The sequence below is a fragment of the Brevundimonas sp. RM1 genome, from assembly GCF_052907225.1.
This window is the reverse complement of record NZ_JBRERY010000019.1, coordinates 19,129-35,679: the sequence shown is the minus strand read 5'-3', so window position 1 is coordinate 35,679 and position 16,551 is coordinate 19,129. Positions and strand designations below refer to the sequence as shown.

Here is a 16,551-nt window from a genome sequence, read left to right as displayed (position 1 = left end):
CGCCGCCGCGCGCACCGCGCCGGGCGCGCCCGCCGCCGCCAGATAGCGCCGGTCCAGCGCCAGCATCAGAGCCGCGCGGCCGCTCTCGCCCTGGCCCAGCACGCCGATCCGCCTCGCGTCGCCGCCCAGATCAGCCGCCCGCCGCGCCGCCCAGGCGAGGGCCGCCGCCGCATCGGCGATATAGGCCGGGTAGATGCTGCTCGGCGCTGCGCGTCGGTCGGCCACGACCACGACGAAGCCGCGCTCGGCCAGATCGCGCGCCGCCCGTTCATCCGCCGCGTCGGGCGCGCCGTCGGGCAGCAGGACCAGGATCGGCAAGCCTCCCGCCCGCGCCGGGCGATAGAGGCGCACCGTCTGACGCGGATCGGCGCCATAGGCCGCGCGCGCCATCCGCCAGCCGGGCGGCCCCAGCGGGGTCGGCAGCGTCAGGCCCTCGCCGACCAACGGCGCGCAGGCCGCCGTCGCCACGGTCGCCAGCAGCGGCGCCAGAAGCCCTCGTCTCGTCATTCCGCCTCCCCGAAAGCCGAAGGGCGCGGCCCTGTCGAACCGCGCCCCGAAGTCAGGCCGAGCCCTACTTGGCCAGATGCTTGTCCAGCCAGCCGAACACCTCATTGTGCCATTGCAGGCTGTTGGCCGGCTTCAGCACCCAGTGGTTCTCGTCCGGGAAGAAGACGAAGCGGCTCTCGACCCCGCGCCGTTGCAGGGCGGTGAAGGTCGACAGGGCCTGAGACGTCGGGATGCGGAAATCGAGGTCGCCCTGGATCACCAGCATCGGGTCGCGCCAGTTCTGCACGTGGTTGGCCGGGTTGAACTTCTGATAGCCCTCCGGATTCTCCCACGGCGTGCCGCCGTATTCCCACTCCGTGAACCACAGCTCCTCGGTGCCGTAGCCCATGCCGAAGGTGTCGAAGACGCCGTCGTGGTTGACCAGGCATTTGAACTCGCCCGGCCAGTTGCCCGCGATCCAGTTGATCATATAGCCGCCGTAGGAGGCGCCCAGGGCGCAGGCGTTGTCACCGTCCAGAAAGCCGTACTTCGACTGGGCGAAGGCCCAGCCCTTCTGCAGGTCTTCCAGCGGGCGGTCGCCCCAGTGCTGGCTGATGGCGTCGGTGAACTCTTGGCCGTAGCCGGTCGAACCGTGGAAATCGATCATCACCACCGCATAGCCCGCGCCCGCATAGGTCTCGGGGTTCCAGCGATAGGACCAGCCGTTGCCGAACGAACCCTGCGGCCCGCCGTGGATCAGGAAGGCGACCGGATACTTCTGACCCTCGACGTAGTTGGCGGGCTTGATGACGTAGCCGTGGACCGTCTCGTCGTTCCAGCCGGGGAAGCTGAACTGCTCGGCCTCGCCGAAGGCCTTGGTCGCCAGCTGCGGGTTCACGTTCGTCAGGCGGCGCGGCATTTCACGGCCGCGATAGGTCTTGAAGAACAGGTCGCTGGGCGAGGTCAGGGTGTCGACCGCCATGACGAAGCCCGAGGGCGTCTGCTGGAAGGCGCCGACGTGGCCTTCGCCCGTCAGCGGCGTCACCACCCCGTTGCGCGCGTCGATGGCGAACAGGCGGGTCTGACCGACGTCGCCCGCCGTCGTATAGAGGGTGTTCCCGTCCTTCGACCATTGCAGCGTATCGGCCGAGCGATCCCAGTTGGCCGCGATCTGGCGGGTCTGGCCGGTGGCGACGTCGCGCAGGAAGATCGAATATTTGTCGGCCTCGAAGCCCGGACGGGCCATGGCGCGGTAGGCCAGGGTCTGACCGTCCGGCGAGAAGACCGGGCCGGTGTCCCAGGCCGGGTTGGCCTCGGTCAGATTGGTCAGTTGGCCGGGCGCCGAGACAGCGACGCTATAGAGGTCGAAATTGGTGCTCCACGGCTCGCTGTTCCCGGCCTTGCGCGCCGAGAAGACCAGCGACCGCCCGTCAGGGGCGAAGGTGAACTCGCTCTCGTCGCCGAACGGCTTGGACGGGGTGTCGCCGTCGAAGCCCTTCGTGACCCAGACCGGCTCGCCGCCCGCCTTGCCGTCGGCGCCGATCGACTGGACGAACAGGTGGTTCTGGGTGTGGTCGTTCCACGTATCCCAGTGACGCACGAACATGCGATCATAGACCTGGCCGGTCGACTTGCGCTCGGCCTCGGTCTTGTCGCGCGCGACCGAGGCGGTCAGGTCCGCCGCATCCGGGTAGACGGCCAGCGACACGGCCACGGCGTCGCCCGCGCCATTGATGCGATAGGCGTTGACGTCGGTCGGCAGGGCCGTGACCTGCGTCGCCGTCGCGCCCTTGTCGGCCGAGACCCAGACCTGGCTGGAGCCCGAACGGCCCGACAGGAAATACAGCTTGCCGTCGGCGCCCCAGCGGGCGGTGTTGGCGCCGCCTTCGGAAATCGCCAGCTTCTGCGGCTGCGCCTCGCCCTTCAGGCCCAGGATATAGAGGGCGCTGGAGCGCTTGTTGGCCGCCACGTCCGTCTGGGTCAGGGCATAGACCACCCACTCGCCGTCCGGCGACACCTGAGGATCGCCCAGCCGGTTGGCCGAGATCATGTCCTGATAGGTGAAGGCGGCGCGGGCCTGGGTCGTCGCTGGGGCCGTCGCCGCGGCCGGAGCGGCGAGCGTCCCCTCGGCCAGGGCCGGCAGGGCCGTGGCGGTCAGCAGGGCGGCGGCGCTGAGGCCGGACAGGAGATGGGGCAGGCGGCGCATTCAGGCGCTCCTCATGCGGATGTGAAGTCTGGCCGAAGGCCTAACACCGCCGCGCGCCGCCCGCAAAGCCTCCTGTTTAAGGGGCCGTTTGCTGACCTTCCTTCGTCCAGTCGGCCGTCCAGTCCAGGATCTCCTGCTGCCACTCGACCCAGGTCTGGGGTTTCAGCACCCAGTGGTTCTCGTCCGGCACATGGACGAAGCGGCTGGGGATGTTCAGCCGCTGCAGGGCCGAGAAGGTCGCCAGCCCCTGCTCCATCGGCACGCGGAAGTCCTTCGAGCCGTGCAGCACCAGCATCGGCTTCTTCCAGTCGCCGGCGTAGGTTTCGGGGTTGTGGGCGTCATAGACCGCCTTGCGGTCCCAGGTCGCGCCGCCGAACTCATGGATGAAGGTCGAGATGTCCATGGCGTTCATCAGCTGCGGCACGTCGAACACCCCGGCGTGGTTGACCAGGCAGCGCCACGGCTCGTTCCACTGGCCCGCGATCATATTGACCATATAGCCGCCGTAGGAGGCGCCCAGCGCGCAGGCGCGTTCGCCGTCGATCCACGGATTGGCCGACAGCGCCGCCTGCCAGCCCTTTTGCAGGTCTTCCAGCGGACGGTCGCCCCAGTGGTCGTTGATGGCGTCGGTGAAGGCCTGGCCGTAGCCCGGCGAGCCGTGGAAGTTGACCATCACCACCGCATAGCCCGCCGCCGTATAGACCTGGGGGTTCCAGCGGTAGGACCAGCTCTCGGTCCAGGGCGACTTGGGCCCGCCGTGGATCAGATAGACGGCCGGATATTTGCTGCCCTCGACGAAGCCGGCGGGCTTGAACACCCAGCCGTGCGTCGTCTCGTCGTTCCAGCCGGGGAAGCGGATCTCCTCGGGACGCGGCAGATCGATGCGGGCCAGCAGTTCGGCGTTGTGCTGGGTGGCCTGACGCGCGGCCTGGCCGTTCCGGGCGATGAAGACCTGCGTCGGGGCGGTGAAGCTCTCATGGGCGTAGGCCAGCACGCCGCCGACCTCGTCGAAGTCGCCGACCGAGCCGATGTCGGTCAGGGCCTTCACCGCGCCGCTGCGGGCGTCGATCTCGAACAGGCGGTTCTGGCCCTCGTCGGCGGCCGTCACATAGAGCGCCCGGCCGTCCGAGCGCCAGGTCAGACCGCTGGGGCCGCGATCCCAATTGGTCAGGGCGCGGGCGTTCGCGCCGTTCGCATCGGCCACCATGACCACCGGCTGATCGCCGCCGACGTTCTCGCGCGGGGCCGCCAGCCAGGCCAGACGGCGTCCGTCGGGCGACAGGGCGGGCGCCCCGTCCGGTCCCGAATGGCCCTCGGTCAGATTGACCGGCGCGCCGCCGTCCAGGCTCAGGCGATACAGGTCGCTGTCGTTTGTGAAGGCGGCGCGGTCCGCCTGCTTGCGCGCCGCATAGATGAAGGCGCGCCCGTCGCGCGCGATCGTCAGCCCGCCCTCGCCGACGCTGACGTCGGCGTCCAGTCCGGCGGTCAGGTCGCGCGGCTGACCCTCGGCGAAGCCCGAGCCGTTCAGCGGCTGCAGGAAGATGTGGCTCTGGCGTCCGTCGGCCCAGCGGTCGAACACCCGCAGCGGCATCCGGTCATAGACCTGCTGGGTCGACTTGGCCCGTTCGGCCAGGCGGTCCTTGGTGCAGTCCAGGGTCTCGCAGTCCGTATAGACCGACACGCCCAGCACCAGGGCCTTGCCGTCCGGCGTGAAGCGGAAGCCCGACAGGGACACCGGCAGGGTCGTCACCTGGGCCGCCGCCATGCCCTCGCGGTCGGCGCGCCACACCTGGTTCGACCCGCCGCGCGACGACAGGAAATAGATCGACTGTCCGTCCGGCGCCCAGCGCGCGCCCGAGACGCCGCCCTCTGAGATCGGCAGGCGACGCGGCGCCGTCGCGCCGTAGACGTCGACCATCCACAGGCCGGTCAGGTTGCGGTTGCCCTCCCAATCCGTCCGGGTGACGGCGTAGATGACGCGACGGCCGTCGGGCGAGACGCGCGGATCGCCGACCCGCTCCATCATCGCCAGATCCTTCAGCCCGAGGCGGTCCGAGGCCTCAGCCTGAGCCGGCGCAACCGCTGCGGCCGGCGCTTCCTGGGCCAAAACCGGCGTCGCGGCCAAGCCGCCCGCCAGCAACAGCATCTGGACGGCCGCCGCCGTCATCCAGTGTGATCGGGTCATTACGCTACACTCCCCCAAAGAATGGTCAGGCTTCCTGCATAGGCGGCGATCCGGTCCTAGCCAAGCTGGATGGCGCTTGCCCGCCGCCGCCGCCTCGGCGACAAGCAGGCGATGAGTCCGGCTCCGCACATTGTCGACGTCCTGATCGCCGAGCGCGCGCCCCGGCTGACGGGATCGGCCGCCTGGCCTTTGGCGCGGCCCGCCCTCTACGGCCTGCTCGACTACGCCAAGGCGCGGCGCATGGCCGACGCCATCGGCCCCATGGCCGGACGACAGGCGCTGGATTACGTCTCCGACCTGCTGGAGTTGACGGTGCGGACGGCGCATCTGGACCGCCTGCCTGCGTCTGGCCGCTGCTTGGTGGTGTGCAACCATCCGACCGGCATCGCCGACGGCCTGGCCGTGCACGACGCCCTGCGGACGGTGCGAAACGACCTGATCTATTTCGCCAACGCCGATGCGCTGCGTGTCTCGCCGCGCCTGTCGGAGACCGTCGTCCCCGTCGAATGGGTCACGGCCAAGCGCACCCGCGAGAAGACCCGCGCCACCCTCCAGGCCGCCAAGGAAGCGTTCGAGGCCGAACGCTGCGTCGTCATGTTCCCGGCCGGGCGTCTGGCCCGCGTCGGCCGGGACGGCCTGCTGACCGACCCCGAATGGGCCGCCACCGCCGCTTCGCTCGCCCGCAAGTACGAGGCGCCGGTGATCCCGATCCACGTCGCCGGTCCGACCAGCCGCCTGTTCCACCTGTTCGACAAGGTGTCGCAGGAGCTGCGCGACATCACCCTCTTCCACGAGTTGCTGAACAAGAAGGGCCGCGCCTTCGACCTGATCGTCGGCCGCCCCATCCCGCCATTGGCTCTGGACGTCGACGCCCAGGCCGCCACCCTGAAACTGAAAACCTTCGTCGAGCGGACCCTGGCCGCCGATCCTGACGCGACCTTCGCCTGATGCCCTCCGCATGACGACTTTCGACCTTCCCGACGCCGACGCCACCACCCGCCTCGGCGAAGCCATCGCCCCCCTGCTGGCGCCGGGCGAGGCCGTCTTGCTGTACGGCCCGCTGGGCATGGGCAAGTCGACGCTGGCGCGCGGTCTGATCCGCACCCTGACGCGCCCTGACGAAGACGTGCCGTCGCCGACCTTCACCCTGGTCCAGTTCTATGAGAGCGATCCGCCCATCGCCCATTTCGACCTCTATCGCCTGACCCGGCCCGAGGAGGCCTTCGAGGTCGGACTGGACGAGGCGCTGGACGAAGGCTGCGCCCTGATCGAATGGCCCGAACGCCTGGGCGACGATCCCGGCCGGATGCTCGGCCCCGACCGGTTGATCATCGAAATCTCGGAACCCGCCCCTCAAGCAGCCGCCCTCCGCGAGGGCGGCGATAAGGGCCTCTCTGGAAGAGTTGCGACCGTTTCCGGCGCAGGCTCGTGGGAAGCGAAACTGAAGGAACTCCATGTCTGACCGCGAAGCCCTCCGTCTCGATTTTCTGCGCTCGGCCGGGCTGGCCGGGGCCGTGCGCGCGCCCCTGCCCGGCGACGCCTCGACGCGGCGTTACGAGCGGCTGACCACGCCGTCCGGCGCCTCCCTGATGCTGATGGATCAGGCCCCCGCCGCCGAGAGCCGCCCCTGCGATCCGTCGTGGACGCCGGAACAACGCCACGCCCACGGCTGGAACGCCGTCGCCCGCCTGTCCGCCGGTCGCATCGAGGCCTTCGCCGCCGTCGCCGCCCACCTGAAGTCGCTGGGCCTGTCCGCGCCCGAGATCCTCGCCGTCGACGCCCCGAACGGCCTGGCCGTGATCGAGGATTTCGGCGACGCCCTGTTCGCCCGCGTCATCGAGGACGGCGCCGAGCCCGCCCCCCTCTATCGCGCCGCCGTCGAGGCCTTGGCCGTCCTGCACGCAGCCCCGACGCCCGATGTCCTGACCGGCGCGGCCGGCGACTGGCCCCTGCTGACCTATGACCAGACGGCGCTGCAAGGCGGGGCCGACCTCTTCGTCGAATGGCTGCCCAAGCTGATCCCCTCGCTCAGCTTCGACGACGCCGCCGTCGCCGAATGGCGCGCCGCTTGGGCGCCGATCACGACGGCGGGCGAGGCGGGCGCCTCCGTCATGGCCCACCGCGACTATCACGCCGAGAACCTGATCCGGTTGGACGGCAGGACCGGCGCCGCGTCGGTCGGGATGATCGACTTCCAGGACGCCGTGAAGGCCCACCCGTCATGGGATCTGCACTCCCTGCTGCAGGATGCCCGCCGCGACGTGGCGCCCGAACTGGAGGCTCTGGCGCTCGAGCATTATTTCGCCCTGCGCCCCGAGACCGACCGCGAGGCCTTCATGGCGTCCTACGCCGGTCTGGCCGCCCTGAACGAGGCGCGCATTCTCGGGATCTTCGCTCGCCTGATCGCCCGCGACGGCAAGCCCCGCTACGCCGCCTTTATGCCGCGCATGTGGGCGCACCTGAACGCCAATCTGACGGCGCCCGGTCTCGAAGCCGTCGCCGCCTGGATGGACCGCCACGTGCCGAAGGAAGTGCGTCGATGACCGCCCCCACCACCGCCATGGTCCTGGCCGCCGGGCTCGGCACGCGGATGCGCCCGCTCACCAACGACCGGCCCAAGGCTCTGGTCGAGGTCGGCGGCAAGGCGCTGATCGACAATGTGCTCGACCGGCTGGCCGAGGCGGGCGTGACCGACGTCGTGGTCAACGTCCACTGGTTCGCCGACCGGCTGGAAAGCCATCTGGCCGCCCGCACGCGGCCGAGCATCCGCATCTCTGACGAGCGCGCCGAACTGCTGGAGACCGGCGGCGGGCTGAAGAAGGCCCGCCCCCTGCTGGGCGACGGTCCGGTGTTCGTGGCCAATATCGACAGCGTGTGGATCGACCGGGGCGACGCTCTGGGCGACCTGATCCGCCTATGGAATCCCGCGCGCATGGACGCCGCCCTGCTGCTGGCCCGGCGCGAAGGCTCCATCGGCTTCGAGGGCGGCGGCGACTTCTTCCTCGGCGACGACGGCGCCCTGACCTTCCGGGGCGAGGCCGCCAGCGCGCCCTACGCCTATATGGGCGTCCACATCACCCGGCCGGACTACGCCGACCAGGGCCTCGACGGCCCCTTCTCGCTCAGCCCCCTGTGGCGCGCTTCGGCCGCCGAGGGTCGCCTGTTCGGCTGCGTGCTGGACGGCGACTGGATGCACGTCGGCGACCCGCAGGCACGTGACGCGGCCGAAGCCCGACTGAAGGCGGAGACCTGATTATGACGGGGGGGCGCTTCGACCCGTTCGCCGGAAGCGGGCCGCGCTGGCGCGCCGTGCCCGCTTGGCGGCCCTTCCTCGAAGACTTGGCCGCGGGGGTGCTGGATTGGCTGGGCGACGCCCCGCCCGAGACCCTGACCGACGCCACCATCCTGCTGCCCAACCGCCGCGCCGCCCGCGCCTTCTCCTTCGCGCTCGGCAAGCTGGCGGGCGAGCGCCCCGTTTTGCTGCCTCAGGTCCGCCCGCTCGGCGATCTGGAAGAGGATGAGCCGCCCTTCGCGCCCGGCGAACTGGGGCTGGACCTGCCGCCCGCCATCGCCCCTTTGACGCGCCGCTTCGAGATGGCGCGCATGATCGCCGAGGAATTCGAGCCGCGGATGAAGCCCATGCGCGCCCTCGAAATGGCCGATGCGCTGGGCGCCTTCCTCGATTCCTGCCAGCTGGAGGAAGTCTCCGACCTGTCGCGCATCGCGACCCTGGCCGAACAGGATCTGGCCGAGCACTGGCGCGAGAGCGCGCGCTTTCTCGGCCTCGCCGTCGAGGCCTGGCCGAAACGGCTGGAGGCGCTGGGCCTGGTCGACCCCGCCTGGCGCCGCGCCACCCTGCTGCGTCGTCTGGCCGAGGCCTGGGACGCCCGCCCGCCGCAGGCTCCCGTCATCGCCGCCGGGTCCACCGGCACCGTCCCCGCCGCCGCAGACGTGCTGAAGGCCGTGGCCAAGGCGCCCCAGGGCGTGGTCGTCCTGCCCGGCCTCGACCTCCATCTGGCCGCCGACGCCTGGGACCGCATCGACGACCAGCACCCGCAGGCGGCGCTGAAGACTCTGCTGGCCCGCGCCGAAGTCGCGCGCGAGGCCGTCCAGCCGTGGTTCCTGCCATCGCTCGACCCCGCCGTGGAGGCGCGTGGTCTGGCCCGCCAGCGCCTGATCAACGAAGCCCTGCGCCCGGCCGAGGCCACCGACGACTGGCGCCGCGAGATCAAACGCCTGCGCGCTCGCTCGGCCGAGGCGGGCCGCGCCGCCGACCCCATCGCCGAGGGCCTGTCGGGCCTGACCGTCCTGTCTGTCCGCGCCGAGGAGGAGGCGGCGACCGCCGTCGCCCTGATGATGCGCGAGAGCCTTGAGCACCGCACGCCCGACGGCCGCCCCATCACCTGCGCCCTGGTGACGCCGGACCTGCAGCTGTCGCGTCGGGTCGAGGCGCGGCTGGCGCGTTGGGGCATCGTGGCGGACTCCTCGACCGGCCAGCCGCTGTCGCGGATGACGGCGGGCGTGCTGGTCGACCTTTGCGCCCGCTTCCTGGCCGAACCGCTGAAGCCGCAGACCCTTCTGGCCCTGCTGAAGCACCCGCTGGTCCGCCTCGATCTGGGCGAGACGTCGCTGCACGACGCCGCCGAGGCGCTGGAGGAACACGCCCTGCGCGGCCCGCGCCCGCGCCGCTGGTCCCAGCTTCACGAACGCCTGCTGAAGGCGGCCGAGCCTCGGCGCGGCGGCCTGCCGCTGGCCGACTGGAAGCTGGCCCGGTTGAAAAGCGCGCAGACCCTCGCGGACCGGCTGGAGGCGCTGGCGACCGCGCGCCCCTGTCCGCCGGACGAGGCCGCCCGCACCCTGACCGCTCTGATCGAGGCCCTGGCGGGTCAGAACGCCTGGGCCGGGCCGGACGGCGAGGCGGCGGCCTCCCTGCTGTCGGCGCTGATCGAAGGCGGCGGTCCGCTGGGCCCCACTACCCCCGCTGAGTTCGCCGATCTGATCGCCGCCTTGCTGGCCGAGACGACGGTGCGCACCGGCGGCGCCACCCATCCGTCCCTTCGCATTCTCGGCGCCATCGAGGCGCGGCTGGCGCGGGCCGACCGCATGATCCTGGCCGGCCTAGAGGAAGGCGTCTGGCCCAACGCCGCCCCGGTCGATCCCTTCCTGTCGCGGCCGATGCGCGCCGCCCTGCCCCTGCCCGCGCCCGAGCGGCGGCTGGGCCAGACGGCGCAGGACTTCGTTCAGGCCGCCTGCGCCGACGAAGCCGTCCTGGTTCACTGCGAGCGGCGCGGGGGCCAGCCCGCCGTGCGCTCGCGCTGGCTGTGGCGACTGGAGATGCTGACGCGCGGCGCCCATGCCGATGACACGCCGGTCAGGCTCAGCGCCCCCGAGGGCGTCGCCGACTGGACCCGCGCTCTGGACGCCCCGCCGCCCGGCCCGGCCCGGCTGGCCCCGCGCCCCGCGCCCACGCCCCCGGTCGAGCGCCGTCCGCGCAGCCTCTATGTCACCGGGGTCGAGCGTTGGGTCCGCGACCCTTACGCCCTCTACGCCCGCCGCATCCTCAACCTCGAACCGATGGAGCGCCCCGGCGCCTCGGCCGAGGCCCTGGCCCGCGGCAACGCCGTGCACAAGGCCATCGAGCGCCTGACCGAGGACTGGCCCGACCTGCTGCCCGACGATCTCGACGCAGTGCTCGAGCGCCTGCTGCTGGAGGAGCTGGGAGCCCACGGCTTCGAGGACGCCGCCATGGCCCGCGAGGCGCCGCTGGCGAAGAACGCCGCCCGCTGGCTGGCCGGGTTCGAGACCGAGCGTCGCGCGCGGGGCGTCCAGCTGCTGATCGAGCAGCAGGGAGCCCTGACCTTCGACGCGCCGGGCGGCCCCTTCACCGTCAAGGCCTACGCCGACCGCATCGAGGTCGGCGCCCTGTCGGCCGCCGTCATGGACTTCAAGACCGGCCAGGTTCCGAGCGCCAAACAGATCAAGGCGGGCTTCGCGCCCCAGTTGACCCTGACCGGCGCCATCCTGGCCGCCGGCGGCTTCAAGGAGACGAACGGCCCCGTCCCGCCAGAGGAGCTGACCTACGTCCGCGTCGTCGGCCGCAAGAAGGCGGGCGAGGTCGCCGTGCGCGCCGCCGGGCCGGAGGCGCAGGCTCTGTCCGACGCCGCCCTGCAAGGCCTGATGGCCCGCGTCGCCGAGTTCGACCGGCCGGAGACGCCCTACCTCTCATGGGCCGCGCCTCATCTGATGGGCAGCTACAGCCCCTACAACCTGCTGGCCCGCGTCTGGGAATGGCACGTCATCGGCGGCGGCGAAGAAGGAGAGGCGGAATGAACCTCCACGTCCGCGACGGCCTCAACCCTCAGACCCGCGCCGCCGATCCGGCCCGCTCGGTCTTCGTCACCGCCAACGCCGGGTCGGGCAAGACCACCACCCTGGTCAGCCGGGTGGCGCGCCTGCTGCTGGGCGGCGCCGCGCCCTCGGCCATCCTGTGCGTGACCTACACCAAGGCCGCCGCCGCCGAGATGCAGGCCCGCCTGTTCGAGACGCTCGGCAAATGGGCCGTCATGGACGACGGCGAACTGTCGGCCGAACTGGCGAAGCTGGACGACAGCGACCCCGCCGCCCTCAATCCCGCCCGCCTGTCCGAGGCGCGCCGCCTGTTCGCCCGCGCCCTGGAGACGCCCGGCGGGCTGAAGATCCAGACCATCCACGCCTTCTGCGAAAAACTGCTGCGCCGCTTCCCCATCGAGGCAGGCGTCTCGCCGCGCTTCACCGTGCTGGAGAACGAGGCCTCGGTCGCCCTCAGCCACGCCGCGCGCGAAGACCTGGCCCGCGCCGCCCTCGCCGACGCCGAGGGGCCGGTCGGCGAGGCCTACAGCCATTTCGCGGTCGAGCTGGACTGGGGCCGGTTCCAGGATCTGCTGGCCCTGATCGAGGCCAAGCGCGCCGAACTGACCGACTATGTGGCCCGCGTCGCCGACGGCCGCGCGCCCGGCCCCTACATCCTGACCGGCGCCGATCCGCAAAAGACGCCGGAAGATATCGAGACCGGTTTCATGCGCTGGCTGGACCGGGGCGAGGTCCGCCGCGTGGCCGAGTTGATGGCGACGGGCTCCAAGACCGACAAGGACCGCGCCGCCGAGCTGATCCACGCTCTCGACCACGACTGGACCTTCCACGGCCTCGGCGTCGTCTTCCTGACCGGCTCGGGCTCGCCCCGCAAGACGATGGCGACCAAGCAGGCGCCGCCCAACGCCGCAGGCTGGCTGGCCGACCTTCAGGACAAGTTCCTGGCTGCCCGCGACCAGCTGCGCGCCGCCAAGGTCGCCGACGACACCATCAAGCTGCTGACCCTCGCCAACGCTCACGCCGCCCTCTACGAGGCGGCCAAGACGGCGCACGGCGCGCTCGACTTCTCGGACCTGGTGGCGCGCACGGTCGAGCTGCTGACCGTCCGCGCGACCGCCGCCTGGGTGCTGTACAAGCTGGACGGCGGCGTCGATCACGTCCTGATCGACGAGGCTCAGGACACCGCCCCCGAACAGTGGGCTATCATGCGCGCCCTGACCGGGGAATTCTTCACCGTCGAGGGGACTGACCGCACGGTCTTCGCCGTGGGCGACGAAAAGCAGTCCATCTACTCCTTCCAGGGCGCCCGGCCCGAGCGGCTGAGGCAGGAGGCGCAGGTCTATGACAGCCTGATCACTGGAGCAGGCGGAGCCTTCGAAGGCGTGCCGCTGGAGACCTCCTACCGCTCGACCGAGGCGGTGCTGTCGTTCGTGGACGTAGTCTTCGCCACGCCCGAACGCGCTCGCGCCTTGGTGGGCGAAACGGGTGAGATCCCGCACCACACCGCCGCCCGTCAGGGGCAGCCCGGCGCGGTCGAGCTATGGCCCCTTTTCGTGGACGAAGCCCCGCCCGAGCGCGACGCCTGGACCGATCCCGTCGATCAGGAAGGAACCGCCAGCGCCCGCAAGCGCATGGCCCAGACCCTGGCGCTCGAGATCAGGCGTCAGGTCGAAACCGGCGCCGTCGTCTTCGACAAGAGCGGCTCCGCGCGACCGTGCGGCTACGGCGACTTCCTGATCCTGGTCCGCCGCCGCGACGCGACGTTCGAGGAGATCATCCGCGCCCTGAAGGCGGCCGGCGCGCCGGTGGCGGGCGCCGACCGGCTGAAGCTGTCGCAGCACATCGTCTTCGACGACCTGAAGGCGCTGGCCCGCTTCGCCCTCTTCCCCGGCGACGATCTGACGGTGGCCGAGGTGCTGCGCGGCCCCTTCTGCGACGTGGACGAGGACAGCCTGTTCCACCTCGCCGGTCTCAAGGATCGCAAGGGCCTGTGGCGCGAGCTGAAGCGCCGCGCGAGCGAGCGGCCCGAGTGGGGTCAGGCGCTGGACCTGCTGCGCGCGGCGCGCGACGCCCGCGACCTCGACCCGTTCGGCTTCTTCTCACGCCTGCTGAATCGGGTGGACGCGACCGGCCAATCAGGCCGCGCCCGCATCCTGACCCGACTGGGGCGCGAAGCCGAGGAAGCCGTCGACGAGACCCTCAATCAGGTGCTGGCCGCCGAGGGGCGCGGCGGGACCGATCTGGAGACCTGTCTGGCTCTGCTGGAAGCCGCCGACGTCGAGGTGAAGCGCGAACTGGAAGGCCCGCGCGGCGAGGTCCGCGTCATGACCGTCCACGGCGCCAAGGGGCTGGAGGCGCCGGTCGTCATCCTGCCCGACACGACGATGAAGGCGAAGGCGCAGGGGCCGTCCCTGATGCCCGTCCCGCTGGAGGACGGCGGCGAAGCCTGGCTGATGTGCCCCGGCTCGTCGAAGGAGGACTGCCCCGCCTCGGCCGACGCCCGCGCGGCGCGCGAGGCGCGGGTCGGCGATGAATCCCTGCGCCTGCTCTACGTCGCCCTGACCCGCGCGCGCGACCGGGTGATCGTCATGGGGCGCGGCTCCAAGCGCGCGCCCGAGGCCGGGGACTGGTGGTCGGTGATCGCAGAGACGTTCGGTCGGCTGGGCGATCAGGTGCGCGAACTGGACGGCGGCGTCCGCCGCTACGGCGCCGATCCCGACAGCCTGCCCGCCGCCGTCGCCGCCGCCCAAATGCGCGCGGAGACCCCCGATTGGGCGCACACAAACCCGCCGCGCGACGCCGCCGCCCGCTTCGCCTCACCCTCGCAGATGCAGGAGCAGAAGCGCATCCCGGCGCCGTCGCCCTTGGCGCGCGGCGAAGGGCCGGGCGCCGGGCTGGGCCGCTTCCGACGCGGGGATCTGATCCACCGCCTGCTGGAGCGCCTGCCGGACCTGCCGTCGCCCGATCGGCCCGACGCCGCGCGACGGATGCTGGCGCGCGAGCGCGACCTGACCGATGACCAGCGCGCCGAGATGATCACCGCCGCCTTCGGGGTGCTGGACGACGCCCGCTTCGCCCCCGTCTTCGGTCCCGGCAGCCGCGCCGAGGTCGCCCTGACCGGGACCGCGCCCGACCTGCCGCCCGGCGTCTCGATCTCCGGCCGCATCGACCGGCTCGTGGTCACGCCGCAGCGGGTGCTGGTGGTGGATTTCAAGTCCAACCGCCCGGCGCCCGATCAGGCCGAGGACGCCGATCCGGCCTATATTCTGCAAATGGCGATCTACGCCGCCGTCCTGCGCCGCCTCTATCCCGACCGCGCGGTCGAGGCGGCCCTGGTCTGGACCGACGGACCGAAGCTGATGGCGGTCCCGCAGGGCCTGATGAACGCCGCTCTCGAAAATGCGCGTTGATTTGTCGGGGATTCGCACCCACATCTGTGGCCGAACGCTGGCGCTACAGTCAGCGCGCGATTATCAAATGCGCTCAAGCAGCGAGCCGCCGCGCGGCGAGCGATAGCGCTCTTAAGGAGATCATTCATGGCGACTGTGAAAGTCACCGACGACAGCTTCGACGCCGACGTCCTGAAGTCCTCGACCCCCGTGCTGGTGGATTTCTGGGCCGAGTGGTGCGGCCCCTGCAAGCAGATCGGCCCGGCGCTGGAGCAGATCGCCGACGAACTGGCCGGCAAGGTCACGGTCGCCAAGGTCAACATCGACGACAGCCCCATGGTCCCGTCCAAGATGGGCGTGAAGGGCATTCCGACCCTGATGCTGTTCAAGGACGGCCAGATGACCTCGATGAAGGTCGGCGCCATGCCCAAGGGCAAGATCGTTGAATGGCTGGCCGAAGCCGGCGTGACGGCCGACTGACACGACATTCTCCCTCCCCTTCATGGGGAGGGCGGCTGAGCCCGTAGGGCGAAGTCGGGTGGGGCGGCGTTTCGAAAGAGGCGCCGCCTTTTTCTTTGTTCGCTTTGCTACGCGACCACCCTCCCCGAGACGTGGAGGGAGAGGCCTGGCGTTTGCTTCAGACCGGCCAAGTCTCGCGGCTGGCGCCCAGCACCTCGCCCGCCAGATACAGCGAGCCGCAGATGACCACCCGCCCGGCGCCCAGGGCCAGGGCGCGGTCCAGCGCAGCGTCCACCGATCCCGCCGCCATGGCCCCGAAGCCGCGGCCCTGCGCCACCGCCGCCAGGGCTTCCGGCTCGGCGGCCGTTCCGTCGAAAGCGACGGTGAAGACCTGGGCGTCGCTCCCCTTCAGCGCCTCGAAGAAGCCGCCTGCGTCCTTGTTGGCCAGCATGCCGACGATCAGGGCCGTGGGGCGCGGGGCGCGCGTCTGACGGTCGGACAGGGCGCGGGCCAGGGCGCGGGCGGCGTGAGGATTGTGCCCGCCGTCCAGCCACAGTTCGGCGTCGGCCTTCTGAGCCTTGTCGGCATAGAGGCCGGCGGTCAGCCGCTGCATCCGCGCGGGCCAGCGCACGGCCTTCAGCCCCTCGGCGATGGCGGCCTCAGGCAGGTCCAGCTCCAGCGCCGCGGCGATGGCCACGCCCGCATTGTCGAACTGATGCGCGCCGGACAAGGCGGGCGCAGGCAGGTCGAGGAACCGCTCATGATCCTGATAGACGAGGCCCCCGCGCTCGGCCCAGGCGTCGAAATCCACGCCCATGACGGTCAGGGGCGAGCCGACCTCGGCCGCGCGGCGCTCGATCACCGCCATGGCCGCCTCGGACTGGCGCGCCACGACGCCGCGTGCGCCCGCCTTGAGGATGCCCGCCTTCTCGCCCGCCACGCCTTCAATGGTCGTGCCCAGAAACTCGGCGTGGTCCAGATCGACCGGCGTGATGACGCTGAGCAGGGGCCGGGCGATGATGTTGGTGGCGTCCAGCGATCCGCCGAGACCCACCTCGATGACAGCCAGATCGGCGGGCGTCTCGCTCATGGCCAGAAGGCCCGCCGCCGTGGTGCTCTCGAACACCGTAGCTTCGCCGCCGGTTTCAGCCATCGCCGCCTCGACCCGGTCGAGGATGGCGTTCAGGGCGTCATCGGTGATCAGCGTCCCGGCCAGGCGAATACGCTCGTTGAAACGCACCAGATGCGGCGAGGTATAGGCATGAACGCGCAGGCCCGCCGCCTCGGCAATGGCGCGGATCAGGGCGACCGTCGAGCCCTTGCCGTTGGTGCCCGCGACATGGACCACCGGCGGCAGCTTGTCCTGCGGATTCCCGAGCGCGGCGCACAAGGCCCGCATCCGATCCAGCGACAGGTCGATGCGCTGGGGATGCCGGGCGCGCAGGCGTTCCGAAATCGGGTCCATGAAAAGAGCCTGC

11 protein-coding genes are annotated in these 16,551 nt (G+C 71.1%); 7 read left to right on the top strand and 4 right to left on the bottom strand.

Annotation, left to right across the window (positions count from 1 at the left end; genetic code table 11):
- From ACU5AP_RS13655 to ACU5AP_RS13645, 3 genes are all read right to left on the bottom strand, one after another.
- Positions 1–507, bottom strand: a 507-nt coding sequence (locus ACU5AP_RS13655) for an alpha/beta hydrolase fold domain-containing protein (protein WP_446681372.1), incomplete at its 3' end; no start/stop codon positions are given.
- A 64-nt stretch (positions 508–571) separates the two neighbouring features.
- Positions 572–2,692: a prolyl oligopeptidase family serine peptidase gene (locus ACU5AP_RS13650; RefSeq protein WP_446681371.1), complete on the bottom strand. Its 2,121-nt coding sequence runs from the start codon at positions 2,690–2,692 to the stop codon at positions 572–574.
- A 76-nt stretch (positions 2,693–2,768) separates the two neighbouring features.
- On the bottom strand, positions 2,769–4,877 hold the full coding sequence (locus ACU5AP_RS13645; RefSeq protein ID WP_128719078.1) for a dipeptidyl-peptidase 5: 2,109 nt from the start codon (positions 4,875–4,877) through the stop codon (positions 2,769–2,771).
- Between the two features lie 69 nt (positions 4,878–4,946).
- Between ACU5AP_RS13645 and ACU5AP_RS13640 the strand changes: the two genes are divergently transcribed.
- From ACU5AP_RS13640 to trxA, 7 genes are all read left to right on the top strand, one after another.
- Positions 4,947–5,825: a GNAT family N-acetyltransferase gene (locus ACU5AP_RS13640; protein ID WP_046652542.1), complete on the top strand. Its 879-nt coding sequence runs from the start codon at positions 4,947–4,949 to the stop codon at positions 5,823–5,825.
- A gap of 10 nt (positions 5,826–5,835) precedes the next feature.
- Positions 5,836–6,339 (top strand): tRNA (adenosine(37)-N6)-threonylcarbamoyltransferase complex ATPase subunit type 1 TsaE, encoded by a 504-nt coding sequence (tsaE, locus tag ACU5AP_RS13635; protein WP_128719079.1) that lies wholly within the window; start codon positions 5,836–5,838, stop codon positions 6,337–6,339.
- Positions 6,332–7,420: an N-acetylmuramate/N-acetylglucosamine kinase AmgK gene (amgK, locus tag ACU5AP_RS13630; protein ID WP_446681370.1), complete on the top strand. Its 1,089-nt coding sequence runs from the start codon at positions 6,332–6,334 to the stop codon at positions 7,418–7,420. The genes tsaE and amgK overlap by 8 nt, the downstream gene beginning before the upstream one ends.
- On the top strand, positions 7,417–8,130 hold the full coding sequence (gene murU, locus ACU5AP_RS13625) for an N-acetylmuramate alpha-1-phosphate uridylyltransferase MurU (protein ID WP_164917973.1): 714 nt from the start codon (positions 7,417–7,419) through the stop codon (positions 8,128–8,130). The genes amgK and murU overlap by 4 nt, the downstream gene beginning before the upstream one ends.
- A gap of 2 nt (positions 8,131–8,132) precedes the next feature.
- On the top strand, positions 8,133–11,207 hold the full coding sequence (gene addB / locus ACU5AP_RS13620) for a double-strand break repair protein AddB (protein ID WP_128719081.1): 3,075 nt from the start codon (positions 8,133–8,135) through the stop codon (positions 11,205–11,207).
- Positions 11,204–14,635, top strand: coding sequence for a double-strand break repair helicase AddA (gene addA / locus ACU5AP_RS13615; RefSeq protein WP_446681369.1), 3,432 nt, complete (start codon positions 11,204–11,206; stop codon positions 14,633–14,635). The genes addB and addA overlap by 4 nt, the downstream gene beginning before the upstream one ends.
- Positions 14,636–14,761: 126 nt before the next feature.
- Positions 14,762–15,094, top strand: a complete 333-nt coding sequence (gene trxA, locus ACU5AP_RS13610) for a thioredoxin (RefSeq protein WP_003166386.1) — start codon at positions 14,762–14,764, stop codon at positions 15,092–15,094.
- Positions 15,095–15,251: 157 nt separating this feature from the next.
- On the opposite strand, the gene ACU5AP_RS13605 is transcribed toward trxA, so the two are convergent.
- Positions 15,252–16,538: a bifunctional folylpolyglutamate synthase/dihydrofolate synthase gene (locus ACU5AP_RS13605; RefSeq protein WP_446681368.1), complete on the bottom strand. Its 1,287-nt coding sequence runs from the start codon at positions 16,536–16,538 to the stop codon at positions 15,252–15,254.
- Between the last annotated feature and the right edge of the window lie 13 nt (positions 16,539–16,551).

Excerpts from the sequence above, each read along its gene's own strand:
- ACU5AP_RS13650 (WP_446681371.1), bottom strand. The coding sequence starts at position 2,692 with ATGCGCCGCCTGCCCCATCTCCTGTCCGGCCTCAGCGCCGCCGCCCTG.
- ACU5AP_RS13645 (WP_128719078.1), bottom strand. The coding sequence starts at position 4,877 with ATGACCCGATCACACTGGATGACGGCGGCGGCCGTCCAGATGCTGTTG.
- ACU5AP_RS13640 (WP_046652542.1), top strand. The coding sequence starts at position 4,947 with ATGGCGCTTGCCCGCCGCCGCCGCCTCGGCGACAAGCAGGCGATGAGT.
- tsaE (WP_128719079.1), top strand. The coding sequence starts at position 5,836 with ATGACGACTTTCGACCTTCCCGACGCCGACGCCACCACCCGCCTCGGC.
- amgK (WP_446681370.1), top strand. The coding sequence starts at position 6,332 with ATGTCTGACCGCGAAGCCCTCCGTCTCGATTTTCTGCGCTCGGCCGGG.
- murU (WP_164917973.1), top strand. The coding sequence starts at position 7,417 with ATGACCGCCCCCACCACCGCCATGGTCCTGGCCGCCGGGCTCGGCACG.
- addB (WP_128719081.1), top strand. The coding sequence starts at position 8,133 with ATGACGGGGGGGCGCTTCGACCCGTTCGCCGGAAGCGGGCCGCGCTGG.
- addA (WP_446681369.1), top strand. The coding sequence starts at position 11,204 with ATGAACCTCCACGTCCGCGACGGCCTCAACCCTCAGACCCGCGCCGCC.
- trxA (WP_003166386.1), top strand. The coding sequence starts at position 14,762 with ATGGCGACTGTGAAAGTCACCGACGACAGCTTCGACGCCGACGTCCTG.
- ACU5AP_RS13605 (WP_446681368.1), bottom strand. The coding sequence starts at position 16,538 with ATGGACCCGATTTCGGAACGCCTGCGCGCCCGGCATCCCCAGCGCATC.